Here is a 17,165-nt window from a genome sequence, read left to right on the forward strand (position 1 = left end):
TTCCTCCTATCTCTTATTCTTAGGATCTAAAGCTTCTGTTAACCCATCACCAAATAGGTTAAATGCTAATATAATTAAACAAATCATTCCAGCTGGGAATAATAATTGATACGCTGCTGTACTTAAAAGTCCACTAGCATCATTTGCCAATGTTCCAAGTGAAGCAAGTGGTGCGTTTATACCTAAGCCTATAAAACTTAAGAAAGCCTCTGTAAATATTGCTTGTGGTACAAATAATGTTAAAGTTACTAATATAGATCCCATTGTGTTAGGAATTAAGTGTCTAAAAAGTATTCTTGCCTTTGAAGCTCCAAGAGCTTTTGCTGCTAATACAAATTCTTGTTGTTTTAATTGAAGAATATCTCCTCTTACTATTCTTGCCATACCTACCCAATAAGAAATAGCCATTGCTAGAATAATAGTAGTTAATCCTGAAGATCCTTCTTTCTTAAATGTAGCCATTAATATGATTACATAAATTTGATTTGGTATAGCATATAAAACGTCAACTATTCTCATCATTATATTATCTACTCTACCACCAAAGAAACCAGCAACGCCTCCATATACTACACCAATAACTAAATTTATAGCTGCTGCTGATACTGCAATTATAAGAGAATATCTAGCTCCATACATTACTCTTACAAATAAGTCTCTTCCTAAATTATCAGTTCCAAACCAATGCTGAGCACTTGGTCTTAAATCTGTTGCTTGTAAGTTTGTATCGTAATAAGTATATCCCATTGTTTTTTGCATTATAATTGGTCCTAAAGATGCAAATAAAATTATTATTCCTATCATTATTAATGAAAACAATGCTACTTTATTACTTTTTAATCTTCTCCAAGCATCAGCCCAATATCCAACGCTCGGTCTAACTATTTGTTCAAAGTTCTTTTCCTCTTCGCTTAAAGGAGTAAATAGTTCTTTATCTATATTTAAATCCATTTTTAAATCTTCCATGCCTTTACCCCCACTTACCCTTCTAGTTTAATTCTTGGATCTATAAACACGTATATTATATCTACTAGTAAGTTACATATTACTATTAAGGTACAATAAAATGTTGTAACTCCTAATAATGAACTATAATCTCTATTAGTTATTGATAAAGTAAATTCATTTCCAAGCCCAGGTATAGCAAATATTTTTTCAACTACGAAAGAGCCTGTTAATACTCCTGCTACTAATGGTCCTAAGTAAGTAACTACTGGAATTAATGAATTTCTTAATGCATGTTTAAATACTATTGTTTTTCCACTTAACCCTTTAGCCTTTGCAGTTCTTATATAATCTGATTTTAATACATCGATTAATTTACTTCTTGTTAATCTTGTTATGAATGCCATTGAACTTCCTGAAAGTGCTATAACTGGCATTATATAATTTTTAGGTTTGCTTAATCCAGTAGCTGGTAAGAAACCTTTAAGCTGTACTGTAAATATATATATTAGAAATGTTCCCATTACAAAGCTTGGTATTGTTATACCTAGTGTTGCTAGCAGCATACAAACTCTATCTGGCCATTTATCTGCTTTTAATGCAGCTATTATTCCAAGTAGAACTCCAACTACAACTGAAAATACTATTGATACTGCACCAACTTTAGCTGAGTTTGGGAAACTCTTTTTTATTGTTGTTAAAACGTCTCTTCCTTTATACTTCATTGATTTACCAAAATCACCTTTTAATAAATTCTTCATATAAATTGTATATTGTTCCCCAACAGGTTTGTCCAACCCATATTTTTCGTTTAGCTGGGCTTTCATGTCCGGTGTTATTTTTTCTCCATCAAATGGACCACCCGGCATCATTCTTACTAGAAAGAATACTATAGTCACAACTGCCCAAATAGTAACTATACTAGTTAAAAGCCTCTTTCCTATATACTTTACCATTTGTTTTCAACCCCCATTCATCATTCTACACACATTCCATTTTGTAGATATTAATAATTATATTATATTATTAAAATTTGTCAATTAACATTTTAAATTTATATTCAGTATTTTAATAATATATCAATAATACCTATCTTTTTTTTAAAATTTATAAAAGAACCCCCGAAACATTGGTAAACGCTTACACTTACTTTTTTACTCATTTCTGCAAGTATAAATATTAATCCTTCATTTTTCTAATTATTATTAATTTACTTTTATTTTAATAGAATATATTTATTAAATTTTAATTTACACGGACAATTATATAAATTTGTTCGTTTATAGTGAACATATATTTTCTAATTCTCATAGAATTATTACGCATAATTATAAACTATTTATAAAAACTGATTAGCATAAAAGCTTTACTATAATGCTAATCAGTTACCTATTATTAAATGTGTAATTTATTTATATAATTCTCTAACTTATCTATATATTAATAAATTAATATTCTATTCCTTTTCTGGCATCTACGCCTTTTTCAAAATAATGTTTAATGCATTTCATTTCTGTAACTAAATCACTTTTTCTTAAAATTTCTTCTGGTATATCCCTTCCTGTTAAAATAAGTTCCATATTAGTAGGTTTATTATCTATAATATATAGAACTTCTTCAACTGTTAAGAACTTATTATATAAGACTCCCATTATTTCATCTATAATTAATACATCGCATTTATTATTTCTTATTGTATCTAAAATAAATTTATATCCTTCTTTAATTTCAAGCTTTAATTCCTCTTTTTCTTTTTCGTTTAAATTCCAAACAAAATCTCTTGGCTTTTCAAATCTAAATAATTCGAAGTTTTCTCCAAGCTCATCTATAGTTTTTAATTCTCCTGTTGGACCACCTTTTAGAAACTGAAGCATATATATCTTTAATCCATTTCCATAGGCTCTCATTCCTTGACCTATGGCAGCAGTAGTTTTACCTTTACCATTTCCTGTGTACACTTGAACTAATCCTTTATCCAATTTCATTCTATCAACTCCTTTTTTTTATAAATTGTACATTATATATAAGTGTATTGTAAACATAATATACTTTATCATTATTTTATTATTTTTCTATGTATATACCCTTAATATATTATTTCTATATTCTCATTTTATAATACAGTGCTGATAGTTTCCTATATAATCATACATTATATAGGAAACTATAAAATTCATACTTGTGCATACTTAATTATAAGAAAATAATTTATAAAAAAGTGCACATATGTAAATTTGCTTATTCCGTCACTTCGCTCCAAGTCATCACAAACTTACATATGTGCACTTAAAAACTGAAGGAATGAAACTATAAAGAGTTATTCATAGAGTAAACTTTTTATAACTTCCTAAAGAATAAATGATTAAAGGTGAAAAGCAAGCTTTTCACCTTTATTTTATACTACATTACTTCTTCTTCACTAACTTCATGTTCTAAATCTAAATTATCATTTTGAACTCTTTCCATCTTTGATACAGATACTTCATATGCTATTTTCTTTATAACATCTGTATCGCTAACTTTCTTTTGATACTCTCTACTTTGTAATCTTCCCCAAACTCTAATGTTATCTCCAACCTCTAAAGATTGGCAGAATCTTGAATTTCTTCCCCATGCTATTGTTGGAATATAATCTGATTTATTATATGCTCTATTAACTGCTAATAGTACATCTGCAATTTCTCTTCCAAAAGGAGTTGTTCTATAAACAGGTTCCTTGCATATATACCCATCTAAGAAAATTTCATTAGGATTCTTACTTCTTTCAATACAAGGTTCTATATTTCTTGCAAAAACAGTTAATATAAGTTTATTTGACCCATCAACAAACTTATTATATGACCTCAATTGACCATCTACTATTATTTCTTTACCAATAGATAAGTCCATATTAGCTATAAGTCTTTCTGATACTGTTATGTTTAAAACATCAACTGAATCACTAAGTCTCATAACCTCCATTGAAAATGTATAAAACCCTTCCCCATACATTTCATGGCTAAATTCTAGTTCTGATATTACTGTTCCCTCTAAATAAATTTTGTTATTTAACATCAAGTTGTCCATCATTAACCCTCTCTCCCTTAGTAATAATTTTAATCGATTGCATTTTTAACCCCACTGGATACATTTCCATTATAATACATTATATCATCATTTTTCAATATTTTTTAATTTATTTTTTTATTTGTTCTCCTTTATCATCAACATAATAATCCTTCTCATATATCATTTCACCCACTGGTATGAAGGAATATCCTTCTTCTTTAAGTTTTTTGATTATTTTATCTAGATTTCCTGGAGTGTACTTTGCATTGTTATGAAAAAGTAAAATTGAACCTGGAGCAATTTTTTTCATAACTCTATTATACTCCTCATCAGCTCCTTTTTGCTTCCAATCAACAGAATCTATATCCCATTGAATACACTTATATCCTTGTTTATTTACAAAATCAAAGGACTTTTTATTGTAATCACCACTAGGAAACCTAAATAATTTAGGTTTAACTGCTGCTGTTTCTTCTATTATTTTATCAGTTTTATCAAGTTCCTCCTTCATCCTATTTTCATCTATCTTGGTAAACATAGGATGAATATAGCTATGGTTTCCTATTTCATGGCCTCCCTCCTTTATATTAACAAGCTTTTCTCTATTTTCTTCACTATAATTAACCCAACCTCCCATTATAAAAAAGGTTGCCTTTACATTATATTTATCTAGTATCTCTAATATGTTATAAATTTCATCTTTTTCAGCCCAATTTATGTCAAATGTTAAGGATAAAACTTTTTCTTCTTTGTTTACTCTATAAATAGGTCCTTCATTAAATGTTTCTGATAAAACATATTTAAAATTTTCTTTAAATAAAACAGAAAAAATCATAGTGCACACTAATAATGCTAAACTTATTAATACTCTATATCTCCTTCTCACAAAAAACTCCTGTAAATTAATGTTATTTATTTATATTCTTTATAAATAATATTAATGACTATAATATCAACTTAGTAAAATTTATGATATAATTAATATATACTTTCTAAAAGGGAGGTTTAATATGTACGAAAACTCAGCAGAACTAGCAGAAAACAAGTTATTAGTTTTATATGTAATAGAGTCATTAAAATATCCTATTACTAATACTCAACTAACTGAAATTATATTGGAAAATAATTTTATAAACTATTTTACTCTTCAACAATATATTAGTGAACTTGTTTCATCAGAATTTTTAAGATATGACATAGTGAATGATAAAAATTTAATTTATATAACTGAAAACGGATCAAATGTTCTTTCATTTTTCTCTGATAGAATATCTTCAATAAAAAAGAAGATAATCGATGACTATCTTCTTTCAATGATTGATTCCATAAAAAAGGAGTTAACTATTAATAGTGATTATACTTTAGGAAAAGATAATGCTTTTATAGTAAATTTACAAGCTTTAGAAAATGAGAATCTTTTAATATCTCTTAAAGTTTCTGTTCCATCAAAAAAACAAGCATTATCATTATGTAACAGATGGAAAAGCAATCCATCTGATATCTACACTAAAATAATGAACTCTTTATTCAGTGATTCTGACTAATATAAAGTCATAGCATTAGGCTCTTTTCCTACTGTTATGACTTTTATTTTATTTTTCTTTAGATTAATGCACATAACTCTTCCATTTAAATAATCTGATACAAATGTTGTTTCACCATATTTAACTATTGACTTAGGCATTCCTCCTAAATTCATTTTACTTAAATTACTAAAATCACGTTTATTTATTATACTAAGGGTTCCATCTACAAAATTACAAACATATATACCTTCCTCATCTTCCACAATATCTATAGGAACCTTTCCGACCTTTATCCTAGCTAGTGACTCTAATCTTGATAAGTTAAATACCTCAATATAACCTTCCTTGTCATCTCCCATATAACTTTCACATACATATAATAATCTTTTATCCTTAGAAATTTTAATTTTAGTTGGATATTCTAAAGTTGTTATATCTTTAATTACCTTATTGGTATTTATATCTATAACAGATACATTATTGCTTTGAAAGTTAGAAACAAATATTAGACCAAGTTCCTTAGATACCTCTATATTATGTGGCCAATTATTAACATGTATTTCTAACGCAATCTTATTTTCTTTTAAATCATAAATAATAATAGTATTTGATTCAGAGCATATAATATATAAAGAATCCTTATATCTTACTAAATCATTTGGATGAGCTCCTATATAAATGCTATTTTTTTCCTTTAATGTATCCATATTTATTATTGATATCGAATTACTATAACTATTAGCAGTATAAGCTATATTTTCATTAATGCAAATACCACTTGGTCCTAAAGGTCTTTCCCCAGTAGTTAAAAATATTTCTTCACTCAAAAAATTTTCTATAGATAGTTTGCTTATAGAATCACTACCTGTATTACAAATAATTAAAGATTTCATTAATATAGCACCTCCTTTATATTAGAAGCTATTTATTAAAACTTTATAAAGATTGATTATTATATACTTTTATAGCTACTCATAATATCTTAAATACTATGTACATTTATAATATATTCCTACTTAAAATAAATGAGACAACTTTTTATCTTTTATATCATATTTCTACATTTCCTCTTCATTTCTACTTAATATAGATATATAATATGTTTTGTACAATATTGTATAAAGGAGGGATATAATATGTTTGTTTATAAAACTAAAGGGGTTTGTTCTACAGAAATACATATAAATGTAGAAAATAATACTATAAAAAACGTTGACTTTATCAGAGGTTGTCCTGGCAATCTTATTGGAATATCAGCTTTAGTGAATGGAATGAATATTGATGAAGCAATATCTAGGTTAAAGGGGATAACATGTGGAAATAAAGATACATCTTGCCCTGATCAACTTTCTAAAGCACTAGAAGAATATAAAAAATCTGCATAATAAAAAGGAGTACTTCTACTCCTTTTTATTATAGTTTTTTATTTCATTAACTACATTTTCTCTTATCTCTTTTATAGGAAATTCTTTCCCTGGACAAAGTGTTTTATATACATCTTTATGCCCTAAAATTTTATATATATCATATTTTAATGATATATATACTGAAAGCTTATATAAACTTTCTAACTGCTCTTCATTTGGATGTTCTTCTTCAAAGTTCCCTTCCAAGCATATTCCTATAGAAGTATTATTTTCACCTTTTGTATGTGCTCCTTCTGCATTTTCTGGTCTGCAAGAATAAATTCTTCCATCTTTTCTTATATAATAATTATATCCTATTCCTTTCCATCCCTTTTCCTTATGATATTCATTTATATCTTCAGGACCCCATATACTTCTTGCAGTATGATGATATATTATCTTGTCTGGTATATTGCTTAGTTCTAAATTTTCTTTCCATTTGTAATCTAAGTTTATAATATTTAAATTTTTCTCTAGTATATTTAATTGATTATCATCAATATCTATATTGTAAAACTTTCTATAGCTTATTTTAAAATAAGATCTTATAGCATCTCTTGAAAGTATTACTATAATAATTATTAATAATATTACTGTTACTATTAAATATATTTTTTTAACCTTCAATTCTATTTCCTTTCTATAATATATATTTATTAATATATTATTAAAACTTTTAAATTATTATAAAAGGAGTAAATATTCTCTCCATAGAATATTTACTCCTTTTAGTTTACATAATTAATTTTATAATATAAAGCTTATTATTAATGTGATTATTCCGCTTAACATTAAAGAAATATTAATTATATCAATATTTAAAGTAACTTTACATGAATCAACTATTCTTTTTCTATCGATTTCATTGGTTTCTAAGCTTATGTTAGCTAACCACTGAGGATTAATTTGACCCAAATCTTGAAGAGATAAACTCATAGGATTGCCTCCTATTGAAGAAAATAATCCCATCATTAATACTGCTATTCCTTCTACAAAAATTATGTCTCTAAAATGGTACCCTTGAAAAATCGAAATAAACTGTCCTAAACTTAAAGCAATTATTAGACTAGTTAAAGAAACAACCAAAAATTTTGATAAATTTTTTTTATTCATAAGAACCACCATCCATCCTTTTGAAATCAATTACATTATATCATTATAGCTATTTTCTTACAATAACCATAACTTATTCTAGTGTTTCTTCAAATTATCAGTATTTTAAAATTTTGTAATTATCTTAATTAAAATAATAATCAAATTATATATATTCTTTTTAAATTTAAAAGATATATATAAACATTAACAGATAAATATTTTTATATAGACTTTTAAATATAAGAGCATAAAAATATTTTAAATAATTAATACTACATATGGGCTGAATTTAATATAATTTATTTGAACAATGTTCATTCCAGTATTATTATGAACTATGATCAAGAAAATTAATAATATTTTATCTTAATTATACATTTAAGCAAAATACTATTAAATTTAAGCTTAAAATCGATTTGCTTAATTATAGTAAAAATACTATTATTAATACATAAAATTAATTAATAATTATTTTTATATAATATTTTTTATGAGGAGTGTTAATTATGAATAATTTAATGATAGAAATTAGAGATAGAAGCAATACATTGCATAAAGCTGCTGAGAGTACTGGTTTCACAAGAAGACTACTTGATAAAAATGCAACTAAAGAGAGTTATGCTGAATATTTATTTAACTTATATTACGTATATGAAGTTATAGAAAATAACCTTGATAAGTTTAATGATTTAGAGGCTGTAAGCCCATTTGTAACAAAAGAATTGTATAGATCTCATTTAATAAAAAAAGATTTAGAAACACTTTTAGGTGATACATCATCCCTAAAACCTTTGTCTTCTACACTTTCTTATGTTGATAGAATAAATAGTGTTTCTACACAAAATCCTAATTTAATAATTGCTCATGCTTATACAAGATTCTTAGCCGATTTATTTGGTGGAAGAACATTTTATTCTTTATTGAAAGATTTTTATAATGTCACTGAAGATGGATTAAATTATTATCAATATAAGGATCTTGGAGATATGAGAGCTTATGTTATGAATTATCATAATATGTTAAACTCACTTAAGCTATCAAATGAAGAAAAGGAAGCTTTTATTTTAGAAATTTGTAACTCATACATTTATAATATGGCAATTTCAAATGAATTAGATGCTAAATACTTTTAATAAAAGGAAAACTGTAAGCTTAGTATGCTTACAGTTTTTCTTTTATTAATTTACCTAAAAAATCACTATGATAAACTTTAATTGAGAATTAGCTCTAAGTAACCATATAATTTTATAAGAAATAGTTATATTAATAAATTATACTATTTTCATTCATTATTAGACTAATTTACTATATATAATATATAATAGTATCTTTTGATTTTTTATAATCATTAATTAAATCTTCTAAAGTAATTGATGAGAAATACTTGCTTATAATGCAATTTATATCTTTCCATAAACTTTTATTTATAAAATCTTCTAGTTCATTTTCCTCATCATCATTTATATCTATAAATATATTTTCACCCTCTAAAACTTTTAATATCTCACTTATAGTTAGTTCACTTGGATTTTTACCTAGTGTATATCCGCCTTGAGCACCTTTTCTTCCTACAATAATTCCACCTTTTCTTAACAATGAAAATATCTGTTCTAAATATCTCTCTGAAATATTTTGCCTTTCAGATATTGTTTTTATACTTACATTTTCACAATTCATATTAATAGCTAAATCTGCAAGTGCTCTAATTCCATATCTTCCTTTGGTTGAAATTTTCACATAATCACCTTTTTCTTTTTATTCTATATATTTAATAATAAAAGCCACTACTATAAATAGCAATGACTTTATTACAATTATTTATACAAATCTGTCGATAAATATCTTTCACCTGTATCTGGTAAAAGAACTACTATATTTTTACCTTTATTTTCTTCTCTTTTTGCTAGTTCTGTTGCTGCAAATATAGCAGCTCCTGCTGATATTCCAACTAATAATCCTTCTGTTCTAGCAATATTCTTTGAAGTATTAAATGCATCTTCATTTTCAACAGCTATAACTTCATCTATAATTGATACATTTAAATTTTTTGGTATAAATCCTGCTCCTATACCCTGTATTTTATGAGGTCCTGGTTTTCCCCCAGATATAACTGGAGAATTTTTCGGCTCAACCGCTATTATTTTAACATTAGGATTTTTGGCTTTTAGTACCTCTCCTACACCAGTAATAGTTCCCCCTGTTCCAACTCCACCTACAAATATATCAACTTTACCTTCAGTATCTCTCCAAATTTCTTCTGCTGTTGTATTTCTATGAATATCTGGATTTGATGGATTTTCAAATTGTTGAAGAATAACTGAATTCTCTATAGTATCTTTAAGTTCATTTGCTTTAGCTATTGCACCTTTCATCCCTTCCGCTCCAGGTGTAAGAACTAATTCTGCTCCTAAAGCCTTTAAAAGATTTCTTCTTTCTAAACTCATAGTTTCTGGCATTGTTAAAATAAGCCTATATCCCTTTGCTGCCGCTACAAAAGCTAATGCAATTCCTGTATTACCACTTGTTGGTTCTATTATGACTGATTCTTTATTTAATATTCCATTTTTCTCTGCATCAATTATCATTCCATATCCAACTCTATCTTTTACACTTCCACCTGGATTAAAATATTCTAATTTTCCTATAATATTTGCTAATACTTTATTTTCATTATTGTAATTAGATAACTCTAACAATGGTGTATTTCCTATTAATTCTACTAGACTTTTTGCTATTTTCATTTTAACCTCTCCTCTCTTCTTCTCCTACTATTCCGATATGTTTTGTTTATAGTTATATAATACTCTATTTTTAAAGATTTGTGAATAGCTTTTAAAAAAATTCTAAAAAATAGATTATATCATTATTATGATATAATCTATTTTTAATTATTAATTTATATTAAGCATTTACAAACTAATTATTTTTTTATCGTTCTCTAATAAAATACACTGATCCCCAACTCTAACTTTTCCACCTTCTAGCACTCTAGTAAATATTCCATTTTTTGGCATTATACATTCTCCAACCTGATAATATATAGCACATTTATCATGACACTTTTTCCCAATTTGAGTTACTTCTAATAATACATCCCCTACTGTTAGCATTTGTCCTATTGGAAGCTTATCTAATTCTATTCCTTCTATAACTAGATTTTCTCCAAATGCTCCAAAATCAACGTTCCCACCTTTTTTCCGAAATTCATCAATTTTTTCAAAAGCTAGTAAGCTCACTTGTCTATGCCATTTTCCTGCATGAGCATCACCTTCAATACCAAACTCCTTTATAAAGTTAGCTTCAGTAATTTCTTTTTTCAAAGTTCCTTTATTCTTACTTGTACATATAGCTAAAACCTTCCCCATATTATTATCCTCCAATTTGATTCATAGATTTTAGTTCTTTATTATTACTTTTTTTCATAAATAAATGTTTCTCAGGTTTATTATAAATACTACTCTTTATAGCTATAATTAACTCTTCATCTGAAGCACCACTTCTAAGCATCTTTTTTAAATCAACTCCATAATTAAAATGTAGACATTGTTTTAAAAATCCTTCTGGAGTTATTCTAATTCTATTACATTGATTACAAAAACAATTACTTATTGCACTTATAAATCCAACTTTTCCCTTTGAATTACTAATTTTAATATAATTTGCTGGTCCACCATTTTTATTTTCCTTAATTTCTTCAAAATTATCATATTTAGATTTTATAATATTCAATATATCTTTATTAATTATACCTTTATATCTATTTCCTACTCCAATAGGCATAAGCTCTATAAACCTTACATCTATAGGTTTTTCTATTGTTAGTTTTATAAAATCTGATATTTCATCATTATTAATTCCATCTATCATAACAGTATTTATCTTAACATTAATCCCTAACAATAAGCATTTATTAATTGCTGATAATACTTTTTTTAACTCTCCCACTCTTGTTAATGTTCTAAATCTATCTTCTCTTAAAGAATCTAAACTTATATTAACTCCAGTTAAACCACTTTTCACTAATTGATCTAATTTATCTTCAAGTAATATTCCATTTGTGGTTAAATATATTTCTTCTATCTCATCTATCTTATTTATTTTATCAATTATTTCAACTATTCCTTTTCTTAATAAAGGCTCTCCTCCAGTAAATCTAATTTTTTTTATTCCTAATTTTGAACTTTCAAGAACTATTTTATAAATTTCATCATCAGTTAACATTTCTTCACTTTTAAGGAATGTATTTTCTTTCTCTTCCATACAATAGATACATCTTAAATTACAATTATCAGTTAGTGAAACTCTTAAGTAATCTATTTCTCTTCCTAATTTATCTTTCATATTATTTTGAAGAGCTGTCATTAAAAAAATTAAACTCTCCACTCTTCCCCCCTGTTTTTTTAAGTAAGTGAGTACTTTCTATAACCATTCTTTTATCAACTGCCTTACACATATCATAAATAGTTAATGCTGCAACTGTAACTGCAGTTAAAGCTTCCATTTCAACTCCTGTTTTATCTACTATTTTTACTGTTGATTTTATTTCAATAAAGCTTTCTTCATTATTTATTTCAAAATCTATATTACAACTAGAAATTAGCAAAGGATGACACATAGGTATTAAATTAGATGTTTGCTTACTAGCCATTATCCCCGCAACTCTAGCTACACCTAGAACATCTCCCTTACCTATTTTCCCATTCTTTATAAGTTCTAAAGTTTCATTACTAACTTTTATTTTGGATACAGCAATGGCCACTCTCTCAGTTTCTTTTTTTTCAGATATATCTACCATTTTTGCATTACCATTATTATCAAAATGGGTTAATTTATTTTTCATTTTTATTCCTCCTGAGTTTTAAATAAAAGCCTTATATTTATTTACATAGTTATTACTCTTGTTCTCCATAACATGGTAAAAGGCCATAGTCAGAAAAACTAATTATTTTCTTGCACATTCTTGCTCTTCACCTATCAATATACCTAATCCATGCTTTAATTCATCTAATATAAAATCTAATGCTTCCATACAAGCCTTAGGGCTTCCAGGTAAATTCACTATTAATGTATTTCCTCTTATTCCTGATACTGCCCTTGAAAGCATAGCTCTCTTAGTTATTTGAAGGCTATAACATCTTATAGCTTCACATATCCCCGGTGCTTCTCTATCAATTATTTCTTTAGTTGCTTCTGGAGTTATGTCTCTTTTAGAAAAGCCTGTTCCTCCTGTGCTTAAAATTAAATTAACCTTTAACACATCACTCATACAAATAAATTCTTTTTTTAGCATTTCTTTATCATCAGGTAAAATAATTTGTTTTTTTACATTAAAGCCTGCTTTCTCAACTATATCTCTGATTACAGCTCCACTTTTATCCTCTCTTTCACCCTTATATCCTTTATCACTACTTGTTATTATTCCAACACTGTACATTAAATTCTCACCCCTATATTGATTAAATAATTAATGCCAAAATCTCTTTAAGGAAAATTTTATCCGTTTATTTAATACTTCTATATCTTTTGCCATATTCCTTCTTTAAAGCATATTATTGTCTAAAATTTCAATTTATATGGAGTTTTAGATAATAAAAAAAGAAGTGATTGACACCTCTTTTCAATTATTTTTAATTATTTCTTTTTCTACTGGATTATTTTTAAATAATATTATTTTATCACCGATTTCTCTTGCTTCATTTAAATCATGACTTACTATTATGGCAGTTTTTCTTTTTTCAGAAAAATATTCTCTTACTACCTTAATAATATTTTCTTTATTCTCCTTATCTAAGCCTTTAAATGGTTCATCCATAATAAATACATCACCATCATATAACATTGCTCTAGCTATATTTATTCTTTGTCTCATTCCTCCACTTAATTCATGTGGATAAAGCTTTTTACAATTTGATAAATTCATTTTTTCTAATATATCATCTATTTTTTCTTTTCTAATTTCTTTATGAAAATTATCTTTTATAACAAATTCTAGATTTTTATAAATATTTATCCATGGTATTAATCTATTTTCTTGAAAAACAGCACTAACATTGAATCCTCTTAATATTAATTCATCCTTTATATAATTAAGCAAAGTACTTTTTCCTATGCCAGACTCACCCATTATAAAATTTATAGAATCTTTATTAAAATCTATATAAAAATCTTTATACAATACTTTTTCTTCAAAGTTAATATTAATATTATTAAATTTAATCAAGTATATACCTTCTCCCTTTAATGCTTTTATTTAAAACATATATAATTATTTTATCAGTTATATAACAAAGTATAGCAACTATAATTATCCATGCAAATATTCCTGCTGTATTAAAATTTATCTTTTCTCCTTGAATAGCAGTTCCTATTCCATATAGTGGTTGTCCATACACTTCTCCTGCAATTACAACTTTTAACACCAATGAAAAGGTAGATGTCGCTATAGATGAAATATTAATTATTATCTTTGGAAAATATATATTTAATAATTTATAAATAAACTTAACTTTAAAGGTTTCTGCCATTTGAATTAAATCTTTATTTTCATTTATTATTGAATTAATTGTACACTCATACAAAACTGGAAAAGCCATAATAAATCCAATTAAATAGGGTGCATAATTTTTATTTAACCAAATTAAAGCTATAAGTATAAAAGCTATTGTTGGAATTGACTTTAATATGGAATTAACAGGATATAAAAAATTATATATAAATTTATTAAAGCCTGATACTATACCTAAGATAATAGCTATTATTAATGCCAGTATAAAGCTTATAAAGCCTCTCAATAACGAATTACCTATATTTAACAAAAAATATTTTTCTTTCCCTATGTTAAATATTTCTTTTAATATTTCACTTACTTTAGGTAAGTAAATAGAATTATTTATTTTATTTGATAATAGTACCCATATCCCTACTAAAACAAGTAGAGATATAAATATAATTTTTTGATTTTTAATAGAAGAAGTCTTCATCTGGAATTTTTTCTCCTATTGATTTTGGATTTTCACTTTCTAGAATTTTATAGTAATCTAAATATTCTTTCTTGCTATCTTTTGCTTTTGAAAAGTTTATATTACTATTTTTTATTGATTTTTCTAATACACTTACATCTACTTGTGAACCATTTTCTACAGAATACTTAGCTGCTTCACCATTGTTTTCATTTGCCCATTTTGTAGATAAATCTATTTCGCTCATTAATTTATCAAGAAAATCTTTACTATTATTTATTAAATCTTCTTTAACAATTATACTAGCTTGAGGAAATCCCTTATTGCTATCAAATTTATCTTTCCATAAATCATTTAAATTAGCTATTACTTCTATATTAGTATTCTTATTAATTATAGTTGTTAGCACAGGCTCTGGAACAACTGCAAACTTTGCTTTTCCCCCTAGTATAGTAGGTGCTAACTCAGTTGGCCCACCTACATAACTTAATATAACTTCATCCTCTTTAATTCCGCTTTCCTTTAAAAGAGTTTTAAAAACTATATCTGGAGTTAAGCCCTTTCCTATATTATAAATCTCTTTACCTCTAATATCATTAAAACTAATTTTTCCTTCAGTTGAGATCAAATATAATGATCCCCAACCTGTTGTACCAACTAACTTATAACCTAAATTCTTATTATAAGCTTGTGCAGCTAGATTTGACGGAACTATTGCTATATCGGGTTCTCCCTTCATTACTGAAGTTGCTAATGTATCTGAAGTATTTTCTATAGAATAGATAATATTATAATTATTATCTACTTGTATATTTTCTTTAATCATTTTTGATATAGATGTTGATGGAACTCCATTTGGCACTACTAAATTTATTTCCTTCTTTTCTTTTGTTTCTTGTTTAGACTCTTCTACATTTGATTTACAGCTTGTAAATGTTAAAAACATAGTAGCTATAAGGAAAATGCCTAATTTAACTTTATTATTCTTTCTCATTTTATCTACTCCCTCTAAATTTACTACTTCTTACCATTATATCACTAATAAAAGGATACACAAACAGCACTAATATAAAATCAAATATCTTATTATAAGTTATAGTTTATTATATAAAGCAGCTTTTATGTTGAATTTATTTTATTTTTCCTTTATTATATAATTAGTAAATTTTTGAAGGGAATGAATATTTATGATAGACAATAAATTAGATTTACTTATTAAAAATAGTAATAACTTAGAAAATGTAAAATCTACCTTTGGAATGGGTATATTTAAAAGATGTAATGCCTTAAACCTAACCTTAAGAAATATAGATGTTGATGTAGAAAAAATAAATAACTGCATAGATTTAATAAAAAATAATTCTTCTTTTTTCTCTAATTTTAGAGGAAATAACCTTCTAACTACTGCAATTAATTTATCTATACAAGATAATCCAGAAGAAAGTTTTAAAGATATAACCATTATATATAACAAATTAAAAAATCATTTTTTTAATAATCAATTTTTAGTTTTAGCATCACAAATAATTTATAATTATAAAAATACAATAGATGTTGACTTATTAGTTGAAAATACTAGAAAAGCTTATGATATTATGAAAAAAAACCATCTATTTTTAACTGGGCAAGATGATATTTGCGCTGCTGCTCTTATTGCTACAACTTCTTATAATTTAGATCAAACATTTATTGATATGGAAGAGTGCTATAATATTTTAAAAAATAATGGTTTTTATTCTGGTAATAATCTTCAAGCTCTTTCTCACATACTATCTCTTTTTGATGGATTCTCACAAGAAAAATGCAATAAAGTTATTTTATTAGATAAAACCTTAAGAAAACATTCTATTCCTTTAAAAGGTTATTCTCTTCCTATACTAGGTGTTGCGGCTTTAACAATTAATGATTATGAAGAATTTGCTCAAAATTTAATTTCAACTGATAAATTTCTAAAAAAACAATCTGGTTTCGGAACATTTACTTTAGGTTCAACTGTAAGGCATATGATTATAGCTTCATTACTCTCTTTAGAGTCTATTGAAAATAGTGATTCTTTAATAAAGGAAAAATTAATTGAAACAACTAATAACATATCTCTAAATATAGTTATTATAATGCAAATAGCAGCGGCCTCAGCTGCGGCTGCGGCTGCTGCTTCCGCTGCAAGCAATTAGTAATAAAAAGTC

At 26.1% G+C, this 17,165-nt stretch carries 21 protein-coding genes; 4 read left to right on the forward strand and 17 right to left on the reverse strand.

Annotated elements, in window-relative coordinates; genetic code table 11:
* Nucleotides 1-6: 6 nt before the first annotated feature.
* The 5 genes from ACZJV1_RS11300 to ACZJV1_RS11320 form a co-directional block, all read right to left on the reverse strand.
* Nucleotides 7-966: an ABC transporter permease gene (locus tag ACZJV1_RS11300; RefSeq protein WP_411168008.1), complete on the reverse strand. Its 960-nt coding sequence runs from the start codon at nucleotides 964-966 to the stop codon at nucleotides 7-9.
* 14 nt (nucleotides 967-980) lie between these two features.
* Nucleotides 981-1,901 carry an ABC transporter permease gene (locus tag ACZJV1_RS11305; protein WP_463650185.1) on the reverse strand — a complete coding sequence of 307 codons (921 nt, stop codon included), beginning with the start codon at nucleotides 1,899-1,901 and terminating at the stop codon, nucleotides 981-983.
* Nucleotides 1,902-2,393: 492 nt separating this feature from the next.
* Entirely contained in the window at nucleotides 2,394-2,930 is a 537-nt protein-coding gene (locus ACZJV1_RS11310) for a cob(I)yrinic acid a,c-diamide adenosyltransferase (protein WP_411168010.1), read from the reverse strand.
* A gap of 415 nt (nucleotides 2,931-3,345) precedes the next feature.
* Nucleotides 3,346-4,011 carry a single-stranded DNA-binding protein gene (locus tag ACZJV1_RS11315; RefSeq protein ID WP_411170701.1) on the reverse strand — a complete coding sequence of 222 codons (666 nt, stop codon included), beginning with the start codon at nucleotides 4,009-4,011 and terminating at the stop codon, nucleotides 3,346-3,348.
* 109 nt (nucleotides 4,012-4,120) lie between these two features.
* Nucleotides 4,121-4,828 (reverse strand): polysaccharide deacetylase family protein, encoded by a 708-nt coding sequence (locus ACZJV1_RS11320; protein ID WP_460287690.1) that lies wholly within the window; start codon nucleotides 4,826-4,828, stop codon nucleotides 4,121-4,123.
* A gap of 175 nt (nucleotides 4,829-5,003) precedes the next feature.
* Here ACZJV1_RS11320 and ACZJV1_RS11325 point away from each other — a divergent pair, with 175 nt between their 5' ends.
* On the forward strand, nucleotides 5,004-5,537 hold the full coding sequence (locus tag ACZJV1_RS11325) for a DUF4364 family protein (protein WP_411168011.1): 534 nt from the start codon (nucleotides 5,004-5,006) through the stop codon (nucleotides 5,535-5,537).
* Here the strand turns inward: ACZJV1_RS11325 and ACZJV1_RS11330 are convergent.
* Entirely contained in the window at nucleotides 5,534-6,412 is an 879-nt protein-coding gene (locus tag ACZJV1_RS11330) for a YncE family protein (RefSeq protein WP_463650186.1), read from the reverse strand. The two genes, ACZJV1_RS11325 and ACZJV1_RS11330, sit on opposite strands and share 4 nt — an antisense overlap.
* A 243-nt stretch (nucleotides 6,413-6,655) precedes the next feature.
* On the opposite strand from ACZJV1_RS11330, the gene ACZJV1_RS11335 reads away from it, so the two are divergent.
* Nucleotides 6,656-6,904 carry a TIGR03905 family TSCPD domain-containing protein gene (locus ACZJV1_RS11335; RefSeq protein WP_411168013.1) on the forward strand — a complete coding sequence of 83 codons (249 nt, stop codon included), beginning with the start codon at nucleotides 6,656-6,658 and terminating at the stop codon, nucleotides 6,902-6,904.
* 15 nt (nucleotides 6,905-6,919) lie between these two features.
* Here ACZJV1_RS11335 and ACZJV1_RS11340 read toward each other — a convergent pair whose 3' ends face one another.
* Together ACZJV1_RS11340 and ACZJV1_RS11345 are read right to left on the reverse strand one after the other, a co-directional pair.
* Nucleotides 6,920-7,552: a peptidoglycan recognition protein family protein gene (locus ACZJV1_RS11340; protein WP_463650187.1), complete on the reverse strand. Its 633-nt coding sequence runs from the start codon at nucleotides 7,550-7,552 to the stop codon at nucleotides 6,920-6,922.
* A gap of 120 nt (nucleotides 7,553-7,672) precedes the next feature.
* Complete coding sequence (locus tag ACZJV1_RS11345) at nucleotides 7,673-8,038, reverse strand: hypothetical protein (RefSeq protein WP_411168015.1); 366 nt, start codon at nucleotides 8,036-8,038, stop codon at nucleotides 7,673-7,675.
* Between the two features lie 488 nt (nucleotides 8,039-8,526).
* Here ACZJV1_RS11345 and ACZJV1_RS11350 point away from each other — a divergent pair, with 488 nt between their 5' ends.
* On the forward strand, nucleotides 8,527-9,153 hold the full coding sequence (locus ACZJV1_RS11350) for a biliverdin-producing heme oxygenase (RefSeq protein WP_463650188.1): 627 nt from the start codon (nucleotides 8,527-8,529) through the stop codon (nucleotides 9,151-9,153).
* Nucleotides 9,154-9,325: 172 nt separating this feature from the next.
* On the opposite strand, the gene ACZJV1_RS11355 is transcribed toward ACZJV1_RS11350, so the two are convergent.
* From ACZJV1_RS11355 to ACZJV1_RS11395, 9 genes are all read right to left on the reverse strand, one after another.
* Nucleotides 9,326-9,757, reverse strand: a complete 432-nt coding sequence (locus ACZJV1_RS11355; RefSeq protein ID WP_411168017.1) for an RrF2 family transcriptional regulator — start codon at nucleotides 9,755-9,757, stop codon at nucleotides 9,326-9,328.
* A gap of 77 nt (nucleotides 9,758-9,834) precedes the next feature.
* Nucleotides 9,835-10,761 (reverse strand): cysteine synthase A, encoded by a 927-nt coding sequence (gene cysK / locus ACZJV1_RS11360; RefSeq protein WP_411168018.1) that lies wholly within the window; start codon nucleotides 10,759-10,761, stop codon nucleotides 9,835-9,837.
* Nucleotides 10,762-10,929: 168 nt separating this feature from the next.
* The gene (locus ACZJV1_RS11365) at nucleotides 10,930-11,385 is read right to left on the reverse strand and encodes an MOSC domain-containing protein (RefSeq protein WP_460287465.1); all 456 of its coding nucleotides are present in this window, start codon (nucleotides 11,383-11,385) and stop codon (nucleotides 10,930-10,932) included.
* Nucleotides 11,386-11,389: 4 nt separating this feature from the next.
* Nucleotides 11,390-12,361 (reverse strand): GTP 3',8-cyclase MoaA, encoded by a 972-nt coding sequence (gene moaA, locus ACZJV1_RS11370; protein WP_411170703.1) that lies wholly within the window; start codon nucleotides 12,359-12,361, stop codon nucleotides 11,390-11,392.
* Nucleotide 12,362: 1 nt separating this feature from the next.
* Nucleotides 12,363-12,860, reverse strand: a complete 498-nt coding sequence (gene moaC / locus ACZJV1_RS11375; RefSeq protein ID WP_411168020.1) for a cyclic pyranopterin monophosphate synthase MoaC — start codon at nucleotides 12,858-12,860, stop codon at nucleotides 12,363-12,365.
* 102 nt (nucleotides 12,861-12,962) lie between these two features.
* Nucleotides 12,963-13,454 carry a MogA/MoaB family molybdenum cofactor biosynthesis protein gene (locus tag ACZJV1_RS11380; protein WP_411168021.1) on the reverse strand — a complete coding sequence of 164 codons (492 nt, stop codon included), beginning with the start codon at nucleotides 13,452-13,454 and terminating at the stop codon, nucleotides 12,963-12,965.
* Nucleotides 13,455-13,637: 183 nt separating this feature from the next.
* On the reverse strand, nucleotides 13,638-14,240 hold the full coding sequence (locus ACZJV1_RS11385; protein WP_411168022.1) for an ATP-binding cassette domain-containing protein: 603 nt from the start codon (nucleotides 14,238-14,240) through the stop codon (nucleotides 13,638-13,640).
* Complete coding sequence (locus ACZJV1_RS11390; protein ID WP_411168023.1) at nucleotides 14,233-15,000, reverse strand: ABC transporter permease; 768 nt, start codon at nucleotides 14,998-15,000, stop codon at nucleotides 14,233-14,235. Before ACZJV1_RS11390 ends, ACZJV1_RS11385 begins: the two co-directional genes overlap by 8 nt.
* On the reverse strand, nucleotides 14,981-15,973 hold the full coding sequence (locus tag ACZJV1_RS11395; RefSeq protein ID WP_411168024.1) for an ABC transporter substrate-binding protein: 993 nt from the start codon (nucleotides 15,971-15,973) through the stop codon (nucleotides 14,981-14,983). The genes ACZJV1_RS11390 and ACZJV1_RS11395 overlap by 20 nt, the downstream gene beginning before the upstream one ends.
* A gap of 193 nt (nucleotides 15,974-16,166) precedes the next feature.
* On the opposite strand from ACZJV1_RS11395, the gene ACZJV1_RS11400 reads away from it, so the two are divergent.
* Complete coding sequence (locus ACZJV1_RS11400; RefSeq protein WP_463650189.1) at nucleotides 16,167-17,153, forward strand: DUF4003 family protein; 987 nt, start codon at nucleotides 16,167-16,169, stop codon at nucleotides 17,151-17,153.
* Nucleotides 17,154-17,165: the final 12 nt, after the last annotated feature.

Source organism: Clostridium sp. LS3 (genome assembly GCF_055330225.1).